This window comes from Paenibacillus sp. Root444D2, from assembly GCF_001426375.1.
GTDB lineage: Bacteria > Bacillota > Bacilli > Paenibacillales > NBRC-103111 > Paenibacillus_E.
On the sequence record NZ_LMEO01000023.1, the window covers coordinates 38,481 to 60,852 of the forward strand.

A 22,372-nucleotide genomic window follows, 5' to 3' on the forward strand; every position below is an offset into this window, starting at 1 on the left:
TACTATAATGAGTAATCGTATTAAGGAAGTGCTTGAGGGTCAAGAACATAATTATATCCTTCCTTTTCTCTGGCAGCATGGAGAAGAAGAACAGGTGATACGTGAAGAGATTGCCCGTGTTCATGAAGCTGGAATCAGAGCCGTTTGCATCGAAGCACGTCCTCATCCTGATTTTCTAGGGCCGAAATGGTGGACGGATATGGACATTATTATGGACGAAGCCCGGAATCGTGGAATGAAGGTATGGCTGCTGGATGACGATCATTTTCCAACGGGTCATGCGGCAGGCAAGGTGAAGGAGGCTCCGGAAGAGCTTCATCGCAAGTTTTTGGGTGAACGCTATATCGATACCATCGGTCCTGCCCAAGGAACGTCTCTGCTGCTGGATACCTTGCTGATGCGTGGGCTTCGACCTACCATCTCACAGCCCGAAAAAGCGAGTGGAAAGAATAAATTAATCTCCGTTATCGCGGTCCGCCGACATCCCTCTAATGGAGAATTACTCAGTGATTGTATCGACATTACTGATCTTGTGCAAGACGGTATCCTATATTGGGATATCCCTGAAGGGTACTGGCGAGTATTTATTATTTCAGAAAATAAGGATGGCGGCAGCCAGCAGCAGGATGATTATCTCAATCCGATAGATCGAGATTCCGTCCGGATTCTGCTCGACACGGTGTATGAAGCTGTATATGAACGATACAAGGCTGATTTTGGAAAGACATTTGCCGGATTCTTTTCGGACGAACCCGGATTTTACAACGATAAGACAACCTTTGACTTCAATTCGAAACCTGGAAAACAAGGAGTGCCGCTTCCTTGGAGCAGTGAAATGCAGGCCTTGCTTGAGCAGGCATTGGGTGAGAACTACCGTAAGCACCTCTATCTACTCTGGCATGATGGGGGTGAACAGTGCAATATTGTACGTTATACTTATATGAATATCGTTAGTAAGCTCTACGCGGATAACTTTTGTAGGCAAATCGGAGAGTGGTGCAGAGAACGCGGAGTAGAATACATTGGACATGTCCTCGAAGACAACAATGTGCATGCAAGGCTTGGCTCTGGGGCCGGACATTTCTTCCGCTCAATGTGGGGACAAGATATGTCTGGCCTCGATGTAGTGCTATGGCAAATTGTTCCCGGATTTGATGAATTGTCTTATAGCAAGCCTGGCGGGGATACGGATAGCGAATTTTTCCACTATGGCCTTGCTAAGCTTGGTGTATCGCTTGCACATATCGATCCTAAAAAACAAGGCAGAACCATGTGTGAGGTGTATGGTGCGTACGGCTGGGCAGAAGGTCTGAAACTAATGAAATGGCTCACAGATCATATGTTAGTTCGTGGTGTTAATTATTTTGTCCCGCATGCTTTTTCTCAAAAAGCTCCTGATCCGGACTGCCCGCCGCATATGTATGCAGGCGGGAAAAATCCGCAATACCGCTATTACAAACATTTAAATCATTACATGAATCGGATTAGTCACTTGATCTCAGGCGGAAGACATGTGGCCACTGCAGGCGTCGTATACCACGCTGAAGCCGAATGGTCTGGGGAAGCGATGTATTTCCAAAAGCCCGTGAAGCAATTGATGCAGCATCAGATCGACTGCGATGTGCTTACCATTGATATTCTTCTAGGTGACGCACGTGTGATAAACAACAAGCTGCATGTCAATAACGAGGATTTCCAATGCCTTATCTTCCCTTATGCAGAGGCAATTCCCGCAGCGATGATTAGGCGGTTAGTGGAGTTTGCCGAGCAAGGGCTAGCTGTTCGTTTTGTAGACGGACTACCGGAACGATCTAGTGAGGGTTCCGAGGTTTCTGACGATCTAGCTTACCTTGCCGATCACAAGAACGTAAAGGTTGTTGACTTAGAAGATCTGGCTCGAGTACTTATTACTGACGGACATTATGAAATTAGTGTGGACGAACATGAGCCATATCTTCGGAACTATCACTATAAGCATGACAAGTTGGATGTTTTTATGTTCTTTAACGAACATCCGCATCAAACGATCCGTAGGAAAATAACTTTGCCTGTCCAAAGTGATGTATATGCTTACGATGCATTTCGTAATCAGTTGACTAGTTTACATGTAACTCGGGAGAATGGGGCGAATGTGGTGGAGGTCGTTCTTCATCCGTATGAGTCCAACGTACTGCTGCATGGTACTAACCTTGAAGGTTGTGAGGCATTGCCGTCTTATATTGCTGGGGCTGAACGTGAACTAAAAGGAGAATGGAGCGTATCCACTGCAGAGTCTGAGCACTATCCTCGTTTTAAGGAATGGGGGAAACTGGGGGCTTTAACGAATATGAGCGGACCTAGTTATTTACCTCGATTTACAGGTACCTTCCGTTATGAGACGGAATTTGAGTGGAACGAGCCTGCTGACCAAGCAATTTTAGACTTGGGAGAGGTCTATGAGACCGCTCAAGTGTGGATTAATGGTGAGGAAGCAGGAGTACGCATTTGTCCGCCTTACCAGGTTGAGATCAATGGCCTAATTAATAAGGGTAAAAATAAGTTAGTTATCGAGGTTACGAATACGTTGGCGAAAGAACAACCTGATTTCTTGTCGGCATTTGCGCAGCAAGAACCAAGTGGACTTATTGGACCTGTGCGAGTGGTCAGATTATGATATCCTCCTCCGTATTTGGATCGAGGAATTATTTTACGGAGTTTGACGGATTTGTAATTTGGAAAAGCTGCGTGGATTAAACAAATTCAGTCTATTTTCACCGTATGAAAGATGACCTGCATCCGAATTTTTTTCGGTCAGGTCATTTTTCATACGGTGTTGAGCAAGATCATGGATTCATAAAGAAAATTACAAACCAATGCTTGGTTTCGAAACGTTCACATTGCAGAACAGACGTTGAAAGGAATCAAGGCCATAAATATGATTAGTAAAGGGCAGGCGAAAAATAATTCGTCTGTTCTATCTGCTGTTGAATGGCTCAATATAATATTTAGAAAAGTGGCATAGCAAAATTACAAATGATCGCAAAAACGAAATAAAAAGGTCGTCATATCGGATGTGAGCCTCCATATGTTTCCGGTAGAATGAAAACATGGGGGTGAAACGGCAGGAGGCTTATCTAATCCAGATCGCTGATTAGAACGATTTTGAATCAAACATTTTATCTAAGAAAAGGAGGATTGTGCTATGGGAAGAAGTTACTACGCAATTATCGATATAACGGATTATGGTCCTTACGTTACCAAACTGGTGCTGCCCATATCGGTGAACGTGAAGGCGGAAGAGGTGAAGCCGGAATGCTTTAGTGTATATGTGGAGCGGAAGGACAAGAAGGGTGAGATCCTGAAGCTTTCGAGGAACTGGTTAGAGAAGACGGAAAAGGAGCTAAGCAAGGGCTACTGCGTGGTGGAAGCCGCTTATCCTTCTTGTAGCCAGGGTGTACGAAGAGAGGAAGGGGAGTTCGTGACTCTAGAAATGAAGTATGGACCGCTCGATTCCTTATCCGCTGCAATTGCCTGTCCGAACAACTTCAACGAGTTTATCGTCAGCGATTATCGGATTACCCAGATTGCGGAAATTCCGGCGGAGGAAGAGAGGCTGACGGGATTGGTATTCGACCTGTGTGCAGGTAATACCATGAAACAGGCGGAGAAGTTCCTGCACGGCATTTCCTCCTATGAAGAGGAGCCGCTAAAGTATGGCTACTTCGTGCCGCAGTATGGAAACGGCAGGCGGCCACTCATCATCTGGTTGCACGGAGCTGGAGAGGGCGGAGAGGATCCGACCATCGCTTATACAGGCAACAAGGTAGTGAACCTGGCCAGCGATGCAATCCAAGCCAAGTTTGGCGGAGCTTACCTGTTGGTACCGCAGACACCGACCTTCTGGATGAACGATGGCAGCGGACAGTACGGCAGGACAGGTAAGTCCAAGTATGGGGAGGCCTTGAAGGCTCTGATTGATGAGTTCATTTTCAGGAATGATGCGGCAATCGACACTAACCGGATCTATATCGGCGGCTGCTCCAATGGGGGATTTATGACCATGCGTATGGTGCTGGATTATCCGGATTTCTTCGCTGCTGCATACCCTGTTTGCGAAGCGCTGTTCAATGACGTCATCCGTGATGCGGATATCGAGGCGATTAAGCATGTGCCGATTTGGTTTACCCATTCCAAGGATGATTTGATTGTAAAACCGGAGGAAACTGTAATACCGACTTATAAGCGCTTGATTAAGGCTGGTGCGAAGAATGTGCATTTCTCGTTCTTTGATAAGGTTGTGGACATCCATGGCTTGTTTACGGATGAAAAGGGAGAACCCTTTAACTATATAGGACATTTCTCCTGGATATATGCCCTGAACGATGACTGTCACCTGAATTATGACGGGAAGCCGGTCGTGGTGGAGGGGAAGGAAGTATCTTTGATGGATTGGCTTGCTATGCAGAGCAAGTAAATGAAAAACATATCCTATTACTGGAGAGTTTAAAAGACTTCTTAACGGGGAGATAACGCAATAAAATTCCTTGATCTCCTTATATTTTCCAGATTATAATGTAGTAAATATTTGGTATGAGTGACTGGCGAAAACGTAGATCACTACGGGGGAGCGCATATTTCATAAAAGCCGTTCGCCTGGGCAAAGTATTTGGTCAAATGACCGAATACTTTTCTATTTTAAGGGGGAATTGCATTGGTTGATTTATCAGATCGAAAGCCCAGTAAAGGTAAACTTAATAGTCAATGGATTGATATTAGGAAAGCTCGAATTGAAGACTTAGACGAGGTGCAGAAATTATATGTAGAAGCAGCTAAATGGATTCGCTCCTCGCAAGGTATCATTCAGTGGAACGAAGATACGTTTACGATGAATTATTTGGAGCAATTTATTCGTGAGAAAGATGTATTTGTCGCATACCTGGATGGTGAGCTTGTGGGTTGTTTCTCTGTCCAGTGGAAGTACGAGGAAATATGGGGAGAATTATTTCATGATAATGCGGGTTACATTCACAGGTTAGTTGTTTTGCGGAAGTATAAGGGACAGGGGATCGGAAGCTATTTCCTTACTTGGGCGGAAGACTATATAAAGAGCGAAGGAAAGAAATGGTTAAGATTAGACTGCATGGCGGATAACCCAGCGTTAAATCAATACTACCTTAGCCAAGGATTGGTTTTCCAGGGGAGATACGACGGTCGCGGGTGGAGCGCAAATTTATACGAGCGTGAAATTATAACAAAATAAAAAGCACCACTTAGGTGCTTTAAGCTGAGCTGATATTTCAGCACTAGGGGCTGATAACATTTTTTCAACATGAGCGACCACCGCAAGATAACTCGGATAAACACCCTCATAAGCCCAGTATAAGCGATTATAACGACTTTCGTATTTTTACACTGCTAATCAGTTGCGACAGCTGATCTTTTTTTCATACCCGCTTTTTGTACACCCTCATTGCAAAGAAATAGGCTACGAACAAAATCCCGACGCACCACGCAAGAGCGATCCATATTTCATTGCCCACCGGCTGATCTGCCAGTAGCGCACGGATGGCGTTCACGATCGAGGTCACCGGCTGGTTTTCGGCAAAGGCGCGAACGACCGACGGCATYGACTYGGTCGGCACAAACGCCGAACTGATAAACGGCAGGAAGATAAGTGGATAGGAAAACGCGCTTGCACCTTCCACCGTTTTTGCGGACAGWCCGGCAATCGCCGCGACCCAAGTTAAGGCCAGTGTAAACAATGCAAGTATGCCTGCTACGGCAAGCCATGGCAGTATTCCCGCGGACGAACGAAAACCCATAATCAACGCTGCGAGAATGATGACGATCAACGATATGGCGTTGGACACCAGAGAGGTCAGCACATGCCCCCAAAGCAAGGCGGAACGNCGAAAACCCATAATCAACGCTGCGAGAATGATGACGATCAACGATATGGCGTTGGACACCAGAGAGGTCAGCACATGCCCCCAAAGCAAGGCGGAACGTGAAATCGGCATGGTGTGAAACCGYTCGAATATGCCCCGCTGCTTATCCATAAACAGGCGGTAAGCCGTGTAGGCTATTCCGCTTGCGATCGCCATAAGCAGTATGCCTGGCAACAGGTAATTCACATAGTTATCCGTTCCGGTTTGAATGGCACCGCCTAACACATAGACGAACAGCAGCATCATCGCAATTGGAGTGATGCAGACCGTGATGATGGTGTCCATACTGCGGAAAATATGGCGCATGGAACGTCCGAAGCCTGAGCGCCAGCTTGGGTGGAGGCATCGTTGGGATACCACCCTGAGTTCCGGTTTGAATGGCACCGCCTAACACATAGACGAACAGCAGCATCATCGCAATTGGAGTGATGCAGACCGTGATGATGGTGTCCATACTGCGGAAAATATGGCGCATGGAACGTCCAAGCATAACGCTAATATCGGTGAAGAAATGATTCTTTGCCGTCTCCATTTACTTCGCCTCCTTTTTGCCGACGATTGCGAGGAATATTTCCTCTAAAGTCGGCTGTTTTTCAACATATTCCACCTTTGCGGATGGGAACAGCTTTTTTAGATCCGAGAGTGTGCCGTTGGCAATAATTCTACCCTCGTGCAAAATGGCAATTCGGTCGGCTAGCTGCTCAGCCTCCTCCAAATACTGCGTGGTCAGGAGTACCGTCGTGCCGCCGTCGGCAAGCTCCTTGACAATCTTCCAAACCTCGATTCGCGACTCGGGATCAAGTCCAGTGGTCGGTTCGTCGAGGAAAATGATCTGCGGTTTTCCCACAAGGCTCAAGGCGATGTCGAGCCTGCGGCGCATACCNCGCGACTCGGGATCAAGTCCAGTGGTCGGTTCGTCGAGGAAAATGATCTGCGGTTTTCCCACAAGGCTCAAGGCGATGTCGAGCCTGCGGCGCATACCACCCGAATAAGTAGAAGCCCTGCGGTCCGCGGCATCTGTCAAGTCGAAGCGTTTAAGCAAGTCGTCCGCAACCTGACGCGGATTATTGAGGTATCGCAGCTTGGCAATCATGATCAGATTTTCCCGTCCGGTCAAAATTTCGTCCACGGCGGCAAATTGCCCGGTCAGACTGATCGCCTGCCGCACATTCTCGGGTTTTGANTCGTCCGCTACCTGACGCGGATTTTTGAGGTATCGCAGCTTGGCAATCATGATCAGATTTTCCCGTCCGGTCAAAATTTCGTCCACGGCGGCAAATTGCCCGGTCAGACTGATCGCCTGCCGCACATTCTCGGGTTTTGATGCAACATCGAATCCGTTTACGGTGGCAGTTCCGCTGTCTTGTTTGAGCAGCGTGGTGAGGATTTTGACAACCGTTGTCTTGCCCGCCCCGTTGGAGCCGAGAAGGGCGAAAATACTGCCCTTCTCCACCTCGAAATCAACGCCCTTTAGGACTTGATGCTGCTTGTAGGACTTTTGCAGCCCTGTCACTTTAATGGATGTAGTTTGCATATTTTTCCCTCCTTATCGGACTGTAACCTTTGACAAGTCTGCCCCCATTCCTTTAAGCGAAGCATAGGTCAACTTATCCATGACTGCGCCGTCAAAGCAGATAGTTTTGATGCCACGGTAATACTTGTTGGTCAACGAAAAAAACGCTTGAAAAGATACATTCTTGAGTGTAGCGCCCCTAAACGAAACTTCGTTTAATGCCGACTTGTCAAACTTAACGCCGATAAAGGTTTGCCCGTCAAGGCGCAGTCCGCTCAGGTCGGAATATTTGAAGTCCACGCCGTCAAAGATACAACCTTCAAAGATCGTTTTTCTAAGGTCAATCTTGGTAAGCGTGACGTCGGTCAGTTTTATGCCTGTGAATTTGGCTCCGTCCAGCCCCGAAACGCTGAAGTTGGTGCGTACAAGGAGCGATTTATTGAAGCTCGCATTCGAAAGGTCTAGTGTGGATAGGCTGCAGTCAGTTAGATTTGCACCGTCAAAATTGGCTTCACGTAAATCACTGCTCTTAAAGGAACTTCCGGTCAAGTCTGCGCCCGCAAAGTCGGCACCGCGTAACGCGCTAGCGTTAAATTGACCTTTATGGGCCGTAACGCCTGCAAAGTCGCTCATTGCCAGGTTGCTTGCGCTAAAGTTTGTCACTACTTGCCGTTCCAGCGAGCGGGAGAGGTTGGCGACTTCCAATATCGTTTGCTCAATGTCGCCGATGCTCTCAATGGTCATATTAAACGCTGTTTCATCGTTTTTGCCCTCAGCTTTGAGTTCACGATATCGCTCCTGCAAATCGGAGTGCAGGTCGGCTTTTAATTCGGTGACGCTTTTTACCCCATCGTATGGCGTGAACACGCCGTTCAAATAGTTCGTCAATTTCGGATTCATAACATCAATCTCCTTATAATAGATTTTCTAGTACGCGCTTTGAATACTCCCAATTGCTTTTGTTGCGTACGTAAGCATCCTTGCCTTTTTCGGTAATCCTAAAATACTTGCGCCGTCCGCCCTGTGACTCATCGCCCCAATACCACTCGATATCGCCGTCTGTCTCAAGCCGCCGGACGCTGGAGTACATCGTGGCTTCCTTTAATTCATACTCGCCGCCCGAGCGCTCGGCGATCAGTTTGACAATTTCGTATCCGTAGCGGTCAGCTTCGGATAAGAGCCTTAAAATCATCGTATCGGTATGTCCGCGCAGCAGGTCGGATGTAATTTTGTTTTCGCTCATTTCATCACCTCCGCATTTTTATAATACGACATACTACTATGTCTGTCAAGGTAATGTTTTAAATAAAATACTTTGTTTGAAATGCATGCTGTAATCAAAACGATATCTAACGGATTCATTGCTGAAGGAGTACGCCGTGGAGAAGTTTCTGCGTATAAAGAACATAAATATCTTTAAAATAACTAGACAAGATACTTTATTGTCAACCATTGGAAAAGATTTTGTCATGCCGATTTCCTTACTCTTTGCTGAAGCCATGGCCGGAACACTAAGGTATAATAAAACTATGGAGAAGAACGCAGAGGGTTCTGCCCAGATACGATTGTTGTAGTTTGGAGTGCAGCTTGAAAAAATAAAGGAGGCTGTATCGATGAGTGTCAATTTAAACTGGATTTCAGCAGGCAATTTGGAAGCGCTTAAACAAGAGGGCGCAAAGGTTATACGAGGCGGTATCGCTGTTTTTTATCATGAAGACCAAGTATATGCGGTGGACAACCGCTGTCCGCATTTAGGCTTTCCGCTCCATATGGGGAGCTTGTGCGACGGGATTTTGACGTGCCATTGGCATCATGCCCGGTTTGATGTCTGCAGCGGCGGTACGCTTGACCCGTGGGCAGACGATGTTCCGTCGTATGAAGTGCGGGTCGACGGCGGCGAAGTGTGGGTAAATCCGGTTTCCAGAAGAGCGGAAGGCACGGAAAAATATAAGCATAGACTGAAAGAGGGACTCGAGCAAAATATCGGCATCGTCATCTCGAAAGCGATTGTCGGACTGATCGAAGCGGGAGTGCCGGAGCAGGACATCGCCCGCATTGGCATCGAATTCGGCACGACATATGGAACGGGCTGGAACGCCGGACTTACGATTCTTACCGCGATGGCGCAAATCGTCGACAAGCTGGACAAGAACGGCAAAATACTCGCCTTGTACCAAGGCCTTGTCCATGTCGCTCGAAGCAGCTCGGGCAGAGGAACCCGCCACTTGCTGTCAGCGCTGCCGTCGGCGGACGTGCCGTTCGAACGGTTGGCAGAGTGGTATCGCAGCTGCATAGAGGTGCGGGATACGCAGGGCGCTGAGAAAGTGCTGATCACCGCCATTTTGAAAGGCATTGACACGAAGCGTCTGTCAGAAATGATGCTTGTCGCCGCAACAGATCACTTTTACTTGGACGGCGGCCATGTGTTCGATTTCCACAGCAAAGCTTTTGAGGCGCTGGAGTGGGCGGAGGTGTCACAAAAGGAGCGGATTTTAACTTCGCTCGTGCCGATGATGGCTCGTCCGACACGGAGCGAAGAGCTGCACCAGTGGCAGGCACCGCTGAACCTCGTAGAGCCGATCAAGCAAGCGGTCAACGAGCTGGAGCAGAATGCAGCGCAGGCGAAGCTCGCCGGTGGGTCAAAGGATGCGCGGCAGCAGACAGCTCTGTCTGCTGATAGGGAAGAGCAATTGCTGAAGCGGCTGCTGAGCGATACGCCTGAGCAGACGATCGCTTTGCTGCGCGACCTGCTCATCGCGGGAACGGCTCCGGCGCAATTGGCGCAGCTCGTTGCTTTGGCCGCCGCGGAACGGATCGTTCGTTTCCATACGCAGAACGATTTCGGCGATTGGATTGCAGTGCTCCATACGTTCACTTATGCTCACGCCGTGCATGAAAGGCTACTGCAATCGGATGAGCCGATGCTGCAGCGGGCGATTTTTCACGGAGCCGTCAGCGTATATCTCGACCGTTTCTTAAACGTGCCGACAGCCACACGTCCGAAGCCGTCCGGCTCCGCCGCGCCGGCCAACCATCAGGAGCTGCTCGATTTGCTCGATCTGCGCCAGCAGGTCGGACCGGCCGCGCAATGGGTGATGGACTACATTCATGGCGGTGGTGAGCCGGGAGCGCTGCTGAACACGCTTGGACATGCGTTGTTGCGGGAGGATGCGGAATTCCATTCTTTTCAAATGTATGAGGCCGCAGTGGCCGAATACGACCGCTGGCAAGCGGCGACAGGTTCTTTTGCGGAGAAGGCCAAAGAAACGATGCTGCTCGCCTGCACCCGATATTTGGCGGCACACGCGCCAACCGCGCGTGAGCTCCCGCATACGGCTAAAATTGCCTGGAGGCTGCATAAAGGTGAACGATTGTTTGAAGAAGAATAACAGATAGACACGCCAGCTGGAGCGTAGAAACGCTTTGGCTGGTTCTCAAAGATGAGCGGAGCAATAAGAAGCAGGGCAGCATCGCCGCTCTCGAAAACATTTGATTGGAGGCTTTGAGCAGTGGCTGCTGATTCGGGGCAGCAATGCGAGCAATCAGCTACTTGCTTATTTAAACGATAGCGTTCAATAAGCATAGAAACAGGCTACCGCAGAATTTAATCGCGGTAGCTTATTTCCGTTAACGGTTAGTATGGAAAAGCCTGCAGGATTTTTGTTGTAAATACAACAAAAATGATGTACTATTTTTTTACGACGTTTGAAAAATACACGATTAGTGGAGTTGCAATTATGAAGGAAATTCTACGTGAGGTTGGAATGATTGCCAGGGCATTGGATTCTATAAGTAATATAGAATTTAAAAAATATGACCTTACAAAAGGACAGTACCTGTACCTCGTACGAATATGTGAAAATCCAGGAATTATTCAAGAAAAGTTAGCTGAAATGATAAAGGTAGACCGAACAACAGCTGCTCGTGCTATAAAGAAACTGGAGATTAATGGATTCATTGAAAAGAATGATGATCCATATAACCAAAAAATTAAAAAACTATTTCCTACAGAGAAAGGGAAGACTGTTTACCCTTATATAAAAAGGGAAAACGATTATTCCAATATGGTCGCACTATCTGGATTCTCTGAAAGTGAAGTAGAAACGATTTTTAACCTGCTGCAAAGAGTCAGAAAAAATGTGGAAAAAGACTGGGAGTTTGTAAAAAAGGGAAACAAGAGAAATTATTGATTTAGTAAAAGGAGGACAAATAAAATGACTATAAAAATAAAAAAGTGCACATTTGAAGATCTAGCATTACTTCAAGAAATTAGTGTTGAGACATTTAAGGAGACATTTAAGAATCAAAATTCACCTGAAAATATGAAAGCCTACTTGGAAAAAGCATTTAACTTAAAACAATTAGAAAAAGAATTATCAAATATCTCTTCGGAATTCTATTTTATTTATTATAATGAGGAAATTGCCGGGTATTTAAAGCTAAACACCATGGATTCTCAAACTGAAAGAATGGGCAATGATTCGCTTGAAATCGAGAGGATTTATATAAGGGGAAAATTTCATAGACAGGGGCTTGGTAAATATCTAATAAATAAAGCTATAGAAATAGCGATAGAGCGGAATAAAGAGAAGATATGGCTAGGGGTTTGGGAAAAAAATGAGAGCGCAATTACCTTTTATAACAAATTGGGTTTTGTTCAAACAGGGGCCCACTCTTTCTATATGGGTGATGAAGAACAAATAGACTTTATAATGACCAAAATACTCATCTAACATTTTCCGGCAAACGAGGAGGAGAAAACCATGTATATTCCTTCACACTTTCACATTGATGAAATAAAAGTCGCTTACGACATTATCAGAGAACATAGCTTTGCAACACTGTTTTCACAACACAATGGAGTACCCTTTGCTACTCATTTACCATTAATTTTGGATAAGGAGAACAAATACTTATATGGGCATTTTGCACGTCCGAATCCTCAGTGGAAGGATATTAGCAATCAAATTGTCTTAGCCATTTTTCATGGTCCGCATTGCTATATCTCTCCTTCATGGTATGAAACAAATAAAGCAGTTCCAACATGGAATTATGTAACTGTTCATGTAAACGGTGAAGTCCAACTTATTGATGATGAAAAAGAGTTAATGGATTCCTTGCATGAAATGGTATTGAAGTATGAAGCCCCTGATAGTTCATATAGATTGCAAGAGGTAGACGCAGACTATATCGCTGGGCTGAATAAAGGGATTCAAGGATTCAAAATAAGAATCAACAAGATAGAGGGAAAAGCAAAGTTAAGTCAAAACCATTCCGTACAAAGGCAAGAACTTGTCATTAATCAACTGGAACGGATTCAGAATGGAGACGAACAAAAGATTGCCTCTCTTATGAAAGCAAACCTAAAAAAATAACTTTAGGTTATATTCTTTTACAACAGAACTTTGAAGTTTGGAAACGATGTAAAAGTTTAATAGAAAAGTACAAGAAGACCCGAATGGGCCCTCTAATGTTTAGAAGATGTGAAGAATCACCATTTAATTTCTATGCGGGGGCGTCGATGCCTTCTTTGACCGTAATGTCCATTCCTTTGTCTTGGGGAAATGGGAATCAAGTTTCGGACGAGCCGCCGGTTTTTGCGGCTTTTTGGCGTGCGCGGAACCGTCGGACCTTCATTAGGTTGCCGCATGCTTTATCATCGCAGAACCGTTTGGAGCGGTTCCGGGTTTCGTCGTAGTAAACCACCTTGCAATCCGGATTATCGCAAATACGCAAGCGGGAGTGATCGCTCTCCGCGAGTAAGCGGCCGAAGGAAGCGGCCACTTCCGCTCCGATGCGGGGCCATCCTTTTTGTAAAGGAGTGGATTCCAAGCGATACTCCGAATCCGAATCCGCTATGCGCAGAATCATGGGTCCGCCCGATAGCGCCCGGTTCAGCCCCTCGAGATTTGTAGGGTCTGCGGAATCGCGGACCGTCAGCTTTTGGACGATACGAAGGATGTGCCCTCGCAACCGTTTCAACTCATCCAATTCTTCCGCGGATGGAGCGCCCGGATAGGGAAGGTTGTGGAAAGCCAGCCATTGTTCCAACCATCCCGGTTTGTCCAGAAAATCTTCGGAATGACCGCTGCCTCTCCAGTCGTGATAATCGCTTTTCAGAAAATCGTCCCATAACATCGCGTCGCAGCTCCCTTGTCTTCATGTGGAATGTATTTATTGTAACACTCAAATCATTCCTTAGCTAGTGACTTGACGGCCATAATGCATCATGATAAAGTGTGCCGAATTTAATTATTTTGATAGGTAAACCAAGAAGGCATATTAACTGTGATTAAGCAGTTTTAGCCGTTCATAATCACTCCACCAGTGATATGAATAAATTGTCCTGATACATAAGTAGAATCTTCCGAAGCTAAATAAACGTAAGCGGGAGCGATTTCAAAAGGCTGCCCAGCACGTTTCATCGGATTTTTGGCTCCCCAATCCGCAACTTGATCTGGCGGGAATGAAGCTGGAATAAGCGGAGTCCATATTGTTCCGGGAACGACACCGTTGACACGAATGCCCTTGCTATGTAAGGACTTGGATAGCGAACGTGTAAACGATACAATTGCTCCCTTAGTTGCGGAATAATCAATAAGTTGTTCGTTTCCTTCATATGCCGCAAGAGATGCTGCGTTGATGATGGAGCTGCCGGGTTTCATATGCGGCAAAGCTATTTTGGTCAAATAAAAAATGGAGAAAAAATTCGTTCGGAACGTTTTTTCCATTTGTTCGGAAGTTATGTACTCCAAGCCATCTTGAACGTGTTGTTCCGCTGCGTTGTTCACCAAAATATCAAGTTTTCCGAATTGCTTAATCGTTTGCTCCATCACCTGCTTGCAAAACGCTTCGCTTCCTATATCGCCTGCAATACATAGATAACGCCGACCCTTTTGTTCCACATATTGTTTTGTTTCTTCAGCGTCGGAATGTTCATTCAAGTATACAATGACAATATCCGCCCCTTCTTTGGCGAAAGCGACAGCAATAGCACGCCCCTGGCCACTGTCTCCACCAGTAATGATAGCTACCTTATCCTTAAGTTTTCCACTGCCCTTGTAGTTGGGATTATCGAATATGGGTCTTGGATTCATGAGCGATTCAATGCCCGGCTGCTGATCCTGATGCTGAGATGGATATGGGGGGACTGGCTGCATGGGGGATTTCATTGGAATCGAATCTTGTGTTGTTGACTCTGTCATCGAGGGGCTCCTGTTCTATTTATTATGATTTGAAATCGGGATGCGGAATTTTGGCGGTAAACACGTCAAGTAAGACAGGTATGCTGCTGGTTCGTGAATGTTTCAATGCTTCTTCCAGTTGTTCAATAGTTTCGATTCGATATGCGTTCCAACCGCTAGCTTCCGCTACCGTGGCGAAGTCCAGATGGGTCAACTGTGTCCCTTCAGGCTGAAATCCTTTCATGAACATTTTATCCCTTTCCATTTGCAGAGTACCATTGTTAAAGACGACAACAGTAATTGGCAACCCGTACCGAGTGGCGGTAAGCAAGTCAGCCAGTACCATTGCTAAACCACCGTCTCCCGTTATACAGACGACTTGTTTTTCCGGCCAGCATAGTTTTGCTGCCATCGCGGCAGGTAGACCAAATCCCATTGTTCGCCACTGGTTAGAGAGCAACACGTGCTGATGGTTTGCACGGAAATTCCTCAGAAACCAAAGTGTTGAATCTCCCTCATCCAAGGCAATTACCGCATCTTCCGCAATGTTTTGTTCCATTAGTTTAATAATGGTTGAGGGAGGGAGAGGAGATCCAGTTTGATTCCTTTCAACCTCGTTTTGTACCATCCACGAATGTTTGCATTGTTGAACTTGAATGACCCAATCGGATTGAGGTTTATGTGACTTTAAGCCTTCTATTAGCTGAGGAATAAGATTCGCCAATTCTCCTACTAATCCGATGTCTACTGGAACCGAAGTCCCAATGTTCGACGGATGTTTTGAAATGTGAACAATGCGTACATTACTAGGGACAAATCCATCAGGGAACCATGACGTTTCAACCGCTAATACAACATCTGCCTGTAGGAACAGCGCTTTGAGAAAGGGGTTACCGCCTTCTCCGAGAGCGTTCAACATGAATGGATGTGCATCTGGTAAGATTCCCATTGCACCATAGCTCATCGCGACGCCGCAACACCAAGTTTCGGCTAATTTTTGGATTCCTTCACGATCTGAAATAGCGCCACTTCCCACCAACATTATAGGTTGCTTGGCGGATTGTATGAGTTGTAGGGCTTTTTGTATGATTTCCCGATCGGAAAAAGGGAAGGCGACCTGTGGTTGCCTGCGAGGTTGAATAGTAGTTGTCATGTTGAATACATCAGTAGGAATCGACAAATGCGATACGCTACGCTGCAAAATAGATGTTTGCATCGCCTGTGTCAGTGACTCGATTACCGAATCTGGATGAACGACGATTTGACTGTATTGTGAAATCGCTTGTACAAGTTCTTGTTGATTGATGTACTGTTTATAGGATGTGCCTATTTTGTTCACCGGTGCTTGACCAGTGATTGCAAGCACTGGGGCATTATCCAAATAAGCATCGCCCAAACCATTAATGAGATTGGCAAGGCCAGGTCCCATGTGTGCGATACAGACCCCAAGTCGGCCAGTTAATTTAGCCTCTGCCGAAGCCATCATGGCAGCGACGGACTCATGTTTGACGGCAATAAATGAGATAGTATCTTGCATGGCAAGTGCACTCATTAGTCCAAATACAGAATCCCCAACTACTCCATAAATCCGTTTGACATTCCAGAGTTGAAGTTGTTCCAATATAGCCTCTGCAACTGTAAGGAAAGAACGGCTCTCATTGATCGAATTAGATAACTTTGTTGTCATCCATGTTTTACTCCCCACAAATTGTTTTTGGATTTATCCATAACTATTCCCATCCCATTGATAGAAGGCAAGCATCTCGCTATCAATCTCGAGTCCAATTCCAGTGCCGCTTGGTATAGAGATTTCACTATTCGAAGGTTGAATTCCGATTAATTTTGTAAAAGGATTATCCATGACGTCCCATTCAAGAGGTTCGATTGAGTCTTCTCCCATCTTGCCCCAAGGCTCCAAACAAGCATGAGCGAAGATGGCGTATAGGCGTGATAATGCACCATCATAGGAATGTGGAGTTACGCGGGTCCCAAAGCTTCTAGCAAGGCTTAATGTTTCCCTGTAACCGTCAATACCAGCCACATGCAGAGTATCCGGCGTTATAAAGTCAAGAGCATATTGGAGAAAAATAGGCATGAAATCTGCTGCTTTTTCGAGGTTCTCACCGCCGGCCAGCGGAGCAGACAAACGACTTCTTAGCCATACGTATTCAGTAATGCGACTGATCTCAAGCGGCTCTTCAAACCATAAAAAATTAGGCCACGTATCAAGCATAGACTGCCAGCGTAAAGCTGCAATTATGTCATAGCTTTGATTGGCGTCCAAAGCTAAACCAATCTTTTCTTGTAACAATGTCTGAACCATCTTTATATGTTGTTGATCCTCGTGGATTGATTTACCGCCTATTTTTACCTTAATTTTATCAAATCCTTGATGGATTGCCTGCTCAATAGCTTTCAGGGAATGCTTTTGCCAATTTGCTTTATCTGAATAGGACTGAAACGAAGCATAGACGGGCACACTCTCTCGAAACTTCCCTCCCCAAAAGTCACACACGGATACATTGCATGTCTTGGCCATAATCTCTGTTAATGCCATACTAACAGCCGCAGATGAACGGGAATGCCATTTTTTCAAGGTACGAACCAAGGTAATTCTGTCAGTAACTGACTTACCGATTAGATAGGGAATGATTCGTTCCTGAAAGCCTTTATGCAAGGTTGGCAGCCAATCGACGCATTCTCCCCAACCTTCGACACCTAAATCAGTCGTTATCCGAATCAGATAACAGGTTCGATACGTTTTTAAACCGTTGGCATCTCCGTATGGTTTAGGAAGATGATAAAAGAGTGGAAATGTTTCTATTTTACGAATCAGCAAGGAGATATACCCTTTCAAATTATGATGTGTTTACAAGTAGGATTTATTAAAAAAGGGATAAATATACAATAAATTAAAGTTACGTCCATAGAGACATAGCCTTTGTTAATATATGTAATAATTTCTCGAGAAGCAGGAAATAATTAGTTGCAATATATTGTTTATGAAAAGAGGTATAGCATGAATTGGCACAATTGGTCCATTGATCGGACGCTCATTCTTTTTGTCGGTTTGGCATTTCTAGCTCTTGGTATCCAAGTGACGATGTTTCATTATCGGCAAAATTTTCACAATAAAGCTATGTGGGTACCTGTCATTTCAGCTCCCATTTTTTTTATAGCGGGTATCATTTTGGCCTGGTATAACGTTTATTGGCTGCGTAATTTATTTCAGGTTCTAATGTGGCTGGGCGTTTTGTTCGGTCTGGTTGGTTTCTATTTCCATTTTCGGGGAGTAGGTGTTCGGGTTGGAGGATGGGCTTTGCGCAACTTTCTCATCGGCCCGCCAATCATACTTCCTTTATTGTTCTCCGCTATGAGTGTTCTCGGTTTGATCGCCATATATTGGGAGGTAAGGTGATTCTATGCTAACGAGTAGCTACTACCCCTCTTACGATGTCATGAATGAGTTAGATGAGTGCGATGACCATACCCAACGGGTGGTTTGGTCTGAAATTGGTTATGCAGGTCCGGCTTATCCGCGTGGATACGTACGTACACAGCTGGGGCAATTGGATCCATGGGAGGCGCAACCGAAACAATGATGAAACGAAAATATGGAAATGAAGAAGTAGATGTAGTTATAGTTGGGGCAGGGGCAGCCGGAGGTGTACTCGCCAAAGAATTGAGCGAAGCAGGAATGAGCGTGGTAGTCCTGGATGCAGGTCCCTTCCGTGATACTCAAAAAGATTTAGCAAGTGATGAGCTTACCATGCAAAACTTAGGGTGGCAGGATACTCGAATCGTGGATGGAAGCAACCCGTTAACGATGGGACACAACAATTCCGGCCGGGGTATCGGTGGAGGGACGGTGCATTTTACGGCTGTCTTTTTACGATTTCATGACGCTGATTTTAAAGCGAGAACAATGGATGGAGTCGCAGAAGATTGGCCGATTAGCTATGAGGATTTAGAGCCTTTCTATGCCAGGGTCGAAAAGGATATTGCCGTATCTGGGCCTAAGCACTTTCCATGGGGAAATTACCGCGGCCCCTATCCTTATCCCGAAAGGGAGCCTCTTAGTCCAAACGCGTATATGTTTATGAACGGTTGTGAAAAGCTTGGGATCCGTTCGTCTGTAGCTCCACTTGCTATACTATCCGCACCATTCGAAGGCCGTCCCCCATGTATCAATCGAGGCTTCTGCAATCAAGGGTGTATGCCCGATGCTAAATTCAGCACCCTCATCGTACATATTCCTAAAGCAATCAAAGCTGGAGCAGAAGTATTAGCCGATTGCATGGTGACGCAGGTGTTAATGGGAAAAGACGGGGTGGCGAAAGGCATCGCCTTCGTACATGACGGAAGAACTTATGAGCAAAAAGCTAAAATCGTGATTTTGTCTGCCTATGTTGTAGAAACGCCACGTTTACTTCTTAACTCTGCAAATTCTCAGTATCCGGATGGGCTAGCCAATAGCAGCGGTTGGGTTGGGAAATCTATTATGGTTCACAGCTCTCAAGACGTTTATGCCAGATTTGAGGAAGAAATCAGGCTGTATAAGGGTACACCCGTATTAGCTACAACACAAGATTTCTACCGTACTGATTCCAAAAACAACTTTGCTCGTGGATATACCCTTCATTCTCATGGAGCGAGACCGGTCGAGTTTTCGAAAGGCATTTCGCAAGCGGAAGGTGGACCCGTGTGGGGTGAGCGTCTCAGGGAGGCGATGTTGAATTATAATTACTACGGAAGAGTTACTTTGGTCGGCGAAGTACTTCCGAGTCCAATGAACCGGGTCACGTTGGTGGATGAAAAAGACGAATATGGATTGCCGCGTGCAAAAGTAACATTCAGCTATGGCGATAACGATCAGAAACTCATTGATCATGCGGTCGGCAATATGAGTACAATACTCGAGGCGGCAGGTGGGAAAGTCGAATACGTAGTTCCCGACACCGCTCATATGATGGGGGGCTGCCGTATGGGGAATGACCCCAAATCTTCAGTGGTCAATTCTTTTGGACAAACCCATGACATTCCTAACTTGTTTATATGCGATGCGAGTATTTTTGTAACATCGGGCGCTGGCAATCCAACCAATACGGTTATGTCACTTGCCTTAAGAACTGCGGAATATATAAAGGAGAAAGCAAAAAAGTTTGAATTGTTGGGCTCGAGGTCGGTTTAGCCGACCTCCTTACAGATGCCTAAGTAAATAAACAGATGGGTAAAAATTGAAATGAAACTTCAAATAAAATTTTTTATTCAAGATACAGGCTTGATATGGAAAACCCCACTAGCAGCTGCACTCTCATGGGAGTTAGCTAAATGGGCTGGATCGAATCATCCCTATCTGGCTCCGCTTACAGTGATACTATGCATTCAGATAACAGTTAGAAAATCCATTCAATTTGCTTGGCAGCGCATTTATGGTACGATTGTCGGCGTTGCACTAACTTCCTCATTAGTACCTTTTTTGGGGTTAACTGGCTGGAGCATTGGACTTATGATCCTTTTGGGATCGGTTTTCGTCAAGTTATTGAAATTAGATAATGTTGTTATGAGTCAAGTTACTCTTAGCGTTCTGCTAGTCATGTACTTTCAAAGTAAGATGCCTACTTATCCTTTTGATCGCATTCGTGATACGGTTATCGGAGCTGCAACTGCGTTACTAATCCACGTACTCATATTCCCTCCCGATTCCGTTAGGAAAGCTAAAAACCATATGAGCAAATTTGCGGACCATTTAACTATGTCCTTTTTCAAGACTGCTCAATGGGTCGAAGCCGGTTGCTCCTTGATGGAATCACGTGACATGAACAAAGAAATTCAACAGTTATTCCAAGAACTGCATCAAGCTACGACCGAGATGGATAAGGCGAATCAAAGTCTAATTTATAATCTTTTCGCTTCATAAAAACGTGTTACTTTAAGGCGAAAAACTCAGCATTTGCAACAACTCCGGCTATGCTTTGCCAATCTCACAGACATGATACGGATTTTTACGGAATGGTCCGAAAGTAAGCACTGGACGGCGGAGGATCAAAAGATTTGGGCTGATCATTTAAATACGATTGCCTTGTATATGAAAGAATGGAATTTACCTCTCAATAACCTAACCAATTCCAACCTCGTTAGTACTCCTGTCCCCAATATCAAAGCACCAGTCACTCTAGAGAAATATCAGTATCCTCTTACTTTATATATTAATGCTAATCAGATTATTCAAGATCTCCAAAAGTTCAGCAATAAGTGACTCAAGGATACCGAGAATAATTCTTCACTTACGCGGATGCCTATGTCAAATCCCTTTTAACCTTCATAGTGTGAGTAAACGGAGGTAAAGGAGTTAAGACATGAATAAGATACCTGTATCAGGTTTTGTATTTCACTCAAACGACTCATTATCAGATCATTCGCATGGATTGTATATTACTTCTTGGGATGGCAGGCCATACTTGCATCGGCATATGTTTTCTGGAATTACTTCATTAAATGATGGGCATGTACACGAATACGTTGGCATAACTGAGCCAGCTCCGACAGGCGTCCCTCACTTTCATCGTTATCATACTGTTACTTCTATGAATGACGGTCACACTCATAGTATTGAAGGAACAACAGGTCCAGCAATCGATCTTCCCACTGGAGGGCATGTTCATTATTTTGAAGGATTTACAACGATAAATGGCATGCATCCACATACTCATCATTATAAAGGAACCACAGGAAATGAAGTTGGTTAGGCTATTAAGAGAACTTTCCTATGTATTTAGGGAAAGTTCTTTTTTGATTTTTAATGAAAATTTTATTTTTAACCCCATTTCTTTTTAAATAGTTTTCCTTATCCTAGAGTAAATGAATGGCTAGGAGGAAACTAAGGATGAAGAAGTGGTTTTTTTGGTTCATTATACTATTACTGCTTGGTTATGGAGTTGCTCAACATAAACTGCAAGTTGTTAACGAGAAACCACTGGAAGAAGCCAATCAAGCTCAAAAGGTGACTCCTCAAATGAAAGAACTTAAAGTAACAAAAGATCAGATTTATAAAGGCAATTTGTTGTTAGTCAATAAGGATCATCCTGTACCCCCAGGTGGCGAAGAGTCCGAAGCGGTCAATCTGTCTCAACATAAGGAACTGCTGAATGGATTCATTGTGCTGGATAAAACGATTCGGTTGTCGCCAGACTTGGTGCGAAAATTTACAGAAATGATAGGAGCTGCAGAAAAGGATGGGGTTAGCCGATTTTTAATCAGCAGCGGTTATCGGGACAATAAAGAACAAAATAAACTCTATCAACAAATGGGTGCTAAATATGCGTTGCCAGCAGGCTATAGCGAACACAATTTAGGTTTATCGCTGGATATTGGATCTACACAATCGGAGATGAGTCAAGCACCTGAAGGAAAGTGGCTGAAAAAAAACGCATCGAGATACGGCTTTATCTTGCGTTATCCGGCTGATAAAACTGCAATTACAGGTATTCAATTTGAGCCCTGGCATTTCCGCTATGTTGGTTTGCCGCACAGTGCAATTATGCAGGAAAATAATTTTGTCCTAGAACAATATTTGGACTTCTTGAAAGAAAAGAAGACCATTAAGACTATTGTAGATCGTCAAACCTATGAGATCTCCTACTATCCTGTCTCCAAAAATACAACTATCCTTGTACCAGCGAATGGTCGCTATCAGATATCAGGCAACAATACGGACGGTATCATTGTGACCGTGTATTCATGATCAG

At 45.2% G+C, this 22,372-nt stretch carries 22 protein-coding genes, 4 pseudogenes and 1 riboswitch; of the genes and pseudogenes, 14 read left to right on the plus strand and 12 right to left on the minus strand.

The annotated features are described in order from the left end of the window. Nucleotides 1-7 precede the first annotated feature (7 nt). From ASD40_RS14370 to ASD40_RS14380, 3 genes are all read left to right on the plus strand, one after another. Nucleotides 8-2,653, plus strand: coding sequence for a glycosylhydrolase-like jelly roll fold domain-containing protein (locus tag ASD40_RS14370; protein ID WP_057303930.1), 2,646 nt, complete (start codon nt 8-10; stop codon nt 2,651-2,653). Between the two features lie 528 nt (nt 2,654-3,181). Continuing rightward, entirely contained in the window at nt 3,182-4,453 is a 1,272-nt protein-coding gene (locus tag ASD40_RS14375; RefSeq protein ID WP_057303931.1) for a prolyl oligopeptidase family serine peptidase, read from the plus strand. A gap of 110 nt (nt 4,454-4,563) precedes the next feature. Further along, nucleotides 4,564-4,645, plus strand: a riboswitch (ZMP/ZTP riboswitch). 45 nt (nt 4,646-4,690) lie between these two features. After that, nucleotides 4,691-5,239, plus strand: coding sequence for a GNAT family N-acetyltransferase (locus ASD40_RS14380; protein ID WP_057303932.1), 549 nt, complete (start codon nt 4,691-4,693; stop codon nt 5,237-5,239). A gap of 184 nt (nt 5,240-5,423) precedes the next feature. On the opposite strand, the gene ASD40_RS38575 is transcribed toward ASD40_RS14380, so the two are convergent. The 8 genes and pseudogenes from ASD40_RS38575 to ASD40_RS14400 form a co-directional block, all read right to left on the minus strand. Beyond that, nucleotides 5,424-5,888 (minus strand): ABC transporter permease (locus ASD40_RS38575; RefSeq protein ID WP_235549258.1); only part of this gene is annotated, 465 nt, incomplete at its 5' end. Nucleotide 5,889: 1 nt separating this feature from the next. Continuing rightward, nucleotides 5,890-6,233, minus strand: a pseudogene (locus ASD40_RS38580) (ABC transporter permease); the annotation flags it as partial. Beyond that, nucleotides 6,118-6,459 (minus strand): hypothetical protein, encoded by a 342-nt coding sequence (locus ASD40_RS39390; protein ID WP_442952677.1) that lies wholly within the window; start codon nt 6,457-6,459, stop codon nt 6,118-6,120. The pseudogene ASD40_RS38580 and the gene ASD40_RS39390, both read right to left, overlap by 116 nt. Beyond that, a partial coding sequence (locus tag ASD40_RS38585; protein ID WP_235549259.1) for an AAA family ATPase occupies nt 6,460-6,810 on the minus strand: 351 nt, incomplete at its 5' end. A gap of 1 nt (nt 6,811) precedes the next feature. After that, a pseudogene (locus tag ASD40_RS38590) lies at nt 6,812-7,110 on the minus strand (ATP-binding cassette domain-containing protein); the annotation flags it as partial. Between the two features lies 1 nt (nt 7,111). Then, a pseudogene (locus ASD40_RS38595) lies at nt 7,112-7,461 on the minus strand (ATP-binding cassette domain-containing protein); the annotation flags it as partial. Nucleotides 7,462-7,473: 12 nt separating this feature from the next. Further along, nucleotides 7,474-8,340, minus strand: a complete 867-nt coding sequence (locus ASD40_RS14395) for a pentapeptide repeat-containing protein (protein ID WP_057303935.1) — start codon at nt 8,338-8,340, stop codon at nt 7,474-7,476. Between the two features lie 13 nt (nt 8,341-8,353). After that, entirely contained in the window at nt 8,354-8,683 is a 330-nt protein-coding gene (locus ASD40_RS14400; protein ID WP_057303936.1) for a PadR family transcriptional regulator, read from the minus strand. 370 nt (nt 8,684-9,053) lie between these two features. On the opposite strand from ASD40_RS14400, the gene ASD40_RS14410 reads away from it, so the two are divergent. The 4 genes from ASD40_RS14410 to ASD40_RS14425 all read left to right on the plus strand — a co-directional run bounded on the left by ASD40_RS14410 (nt 9,054) and on the right by ASD40_RS14425 (nt 12,815). Next, complete coding sequence (locus tag ASD40_RS14410; protein ID WP_057303938.1) at nt 9,054-10,829, plus strand: Rieske (2Fe-2S) protein; 1,776 nt, start codon at nt 9,054-9,056, stop codon at nt 10,827-10,829. 348 nt (nt 10,830-11,177) lie between these two features. Beyond that, nucleotides 11,178-11,630, plus strand: a complete 453-nt coding sequence (locus tag ASD40_RS14415; protein WP_057303939.1) for a MarR family winged helix-turn-helix transcriptional regulator — start codon at nt 11,178-11,180, stop codon at nt 11,628-11,630. Between the two features lie 24 nt (nt 11,631-11,654). After that, nucleotides 11,655-12,173, plus strand: a complete 519-nt coding sequence (locus ASD40_RS14420; RefSeq protein ID WP_057303940.1) for a GNAT family N-acetyltransferase — start codon at nt 11,655-11,657, stop codon at nt 12,171-12,173. A gap of 30 nt (nt 12,174-12,203) precedes the next feature. Beyond that, on the plus strand, nt 12,204-12,815 hold the full coding sequence (locus ASD40_RS14425; protein ID WP_057303941.1) for an FMN-binding negative transcriptional regulator: 612 nt from the start codon (nt 12,204-12,206) through the stop codon (nt 12,813-12,815). Nucleotides 12,816-13,011: 196 nt separating this feature from the next. On the opposite strand, the gene ASD40_RS14430 is transcribed toward ASD40_RS14425, so the two are convergent. From ASD40_RS14430 to ASD40_RS14445, 4 genes are all read right to left on the minus strand, one after another. Next, complete coding sequence (locus ASD40_RS14430) at nt 13,012-13,578, minus strand: CGNR zinc finger domain-containing protein (protein WP_057303942.1); 567 nt, start codon at nt 13,576-13,578, stop codon at nt 13,012-13,014. A gap of 164 nt (nt 13,579-13,742) precedes the next feature. Next, the gene (locus ASD40_RS14435) at nt 13,743-14,600 is read right to left on the minus strand and encodes an SDR family oxidoreductase (protein ID WP_156390027.1); all 858 of its coding nucleotides are present in this window, start codon (nt 14,598-14,600) and stop codon (nt 13,743-13,745) included. A gap of 67 nt (nt 14,601-14,667) precedes the next feature. Continuing rightward, a complete protein-coding gene (locus ASD40_RS14440) occupies nt 14,668-16,311 on the minus strand; it encodes a thiamine pyrophosphate-binding protein (RefSeq protein WP_057303943.1) in 1,644 nt (547 codons plus the stop codon). A 33-nt stretch (nt 16,312-16,344) separates the two neighbouring features. Further along, nucleotides 16,345-17,463 (minus strand): mandelate racemase/muconate lactonizing enzyme family protein, encoded by a 1,119-nt coding sequence (locus tag ASD40_RS14445; RefSeq protein WP_057303944.1) that lies wholly within the window; start codon nt 17,461-17,463, stop codon nt 16,345-16,347. Nucleotides 17,464-17,643: 180 nt separating this feature from the next. Here ASD40_RS14445 and ASD40_RS14450 point away from each other — a divergent pair, with 180 nt between their 5' ends. From ASD40_RS14450 to ASD40_RS14475, 7 genes and pseudogenes are all read left to right on the plus strand, one after another. Then, a complete protein-coding gene (locus tag ASD40_RS14450; RefSeq protein ID WP_057303945.1) occupies nt 17,644-18,042 on the plus strand; it encodes a hypothetical protein in 399 nt (132 codons plus the stop codon). Between the two features lie 79 nt (nt 18,043-18,121). After that, a pseudogene (locus ASD40_RS37185) lies at nt 18,122-18,226 on the plus strand (gluconate 2-dehydrogenase subunit 3 family protein); the annotation flags it as partial. Then, the gene (locus ASD40_RS14460) at nt 18,223-19,815 is read left to right on the plus strand and encodes a GMC family oxidoreductase (RefSeq protein WP_156390009.1); all 1,593 of its coding nucleotides are present in this window, start codon (nt 18,223-18,225) and stop codon (nt 19,813-19,815) included. The pseudogene ASD40_RS37185 and the gene ASD40_RS14460, both read left to right, overlap by 4 nt. Nucleotides 19,816-19,866: 51 nt before the next feature. Then, the gene (locus tag ASD40_RS14465) at nt 19,867-20,544 is read left to right on the plus strand and encodes an FUSC family protein (protein ID WP_235549260.1); all 678 of its coding nucleotides are present in this window, start codon (nt 19,867-19,869) and stop codon (nt 20,542-20,544) included. Nucleotides 20,545-20,577: 33 nt separating this feature from the next. After that, nucleotides 20,578-20,883, plus strand: coding sequence for a hypothetical protein (locus ASD40_RS38600; protein ID WP_235549261.1), 306 nt, complete (start codon nt 20,578-20,580; stop codon nt 20,881-20,883). A 100-nt stretch (nt 20,884-20,983) separates the two neighbouring features. Continuing rightward, nucleotides 20,984-21,373 carry a YmaF family protein gene (locus ASD40_RS14470; protein ID WP_057303947.1) on the plus strand — a complete coding sequence of 130 codons (390 nt, stop codon included), beginning with the start codon at nt 20,984-20,986 and terminating at the stop codon, nt 21,371-21,373. Nucleotides 21,374-21,510: 137 nt separating this feature from the next. Next, a complete protein-coding gene (locus tag ASD40_RS14475; RefSeq protein ID WP_057303948.1) occupies nt 21,511-22,368 on the plus strand; it encodes a M15 family metallopeptidase in 858 nt (285 codons plus the stop codon). Nucleotides 22,369-22,372: the final 4 nt, after the last annotated feature.

Coding starts and splice junctions, on each gene's coding strand:
- ASD40_RS14370 (WP_057303930.1), top strand. CDS start 8: ATGAGTAATCGTATTAAGGAAGTGCTTGAGGGTCAAGAACATAATTAT.
- ASD40_RS14375 (WP_057303931.1), top strand. CDS start 3,182: ATGGGAAGAAGTTACTACGCAATTATCGATATAACGGATTATGGTCCT.
- ASD40_RS39390 (WP_442952677.1), bottom strand. CDS start 6,459: ATGGAGACGGCAAAGAATCATTTCTTCACCGATATTAGCGTTATGCTT.
- ASD40_RS14395 (WP_057303935.1), bottom strand. CDS start 8,340: ATGAATCCGAAATTGACGAACTATTTGAACGGCGTGTTCACGCCATAC.
- ASD40_RS14400 (WP_057303936.1), bottom strand. CDS start 8,683: ATGAGCGAAAACAAAATTACATCCGACCTGCTGCGCGGACATACCGAT.
- ASD40_RS14410 (WP_057303938.1), top strand. CDS start 9,054: ATGAGTGTCAATTTAAACTGGATTTCAGCAGGCAATTTGGAAGCGCTT.
- ASD40_RS14415 (WP_057303939.1), top strand. CDS start 11,178: ATGAAGGAAATTCTACGTGAGGTTGGAATGATTGCCAGGGCATTGGAT.
- ASD40_RS14420 (WP_057303940.1), top strand. CDS start 11,655: ATGACTATAAAAATAAAAAAGTGCACATTTGAAGATCTAGCATTACTT.
- ASD40_RS14425 (WP_057303941.1), top strand. CDS start 12,204: ATGTATATTCCTTCACACTTTCACATTGATGAAATAAAAGTCGCTTAC.
- ASD40_RS14430 (WP_057303942.1), bottom strand. CDS start 13,578: ATGTTATGGGACGATTTTCTGAAAAGCGATTATCACGACTGGAGAGGC.
- ASD40_RS14435 (WP_156390027.1), bottom strand. CDS start 14,600: ATGCAGCCAGTCCCCCCATATCCATCTCAGCATCAGGATCAGCAGCCG.
- ASD40_RS14440 (WP_057303943.1), bottom strand. CDS start 16,311: ATGACAACAAAGTTATCTAATTCGATCAATGAGAGCCGTTCTTTCCTT.
- ASD40_RS14450 (WP_057303945.1), top strand. CDS start 17,644: ATGAATTGGCACAATTGGTCCATTGATCGGACGCTCATTCTTTTTGTC.
- ASD40_RS14460 (WP_156390009.1), top strand. CDS start 18,223: ATGATGAAACGAAAATATGGAAATGAAGAAGTAGATGTAGTTATAGTT.
- ASD40_RS14465 (WP_235549260.1), top strand. CDS start 19,867: ATGAAACTTCAAATAAAATTTTTTATTCAAGATACAGGCTTGATATGG.
- ASD40_RS14470 (WP_057303947.1), top strand. CDS start 20,984: ATGAATAAGATACCTGTATCAGGTTTTGTATTTCACTCAAACGACTCA.
- ASD40_RS14475 (WP_057303948.1), top strand. CDS start 21,511: ATGAAGAAGTGGTTTTTTTGGTTCATTATACTATTACTGCTTGGTTAT.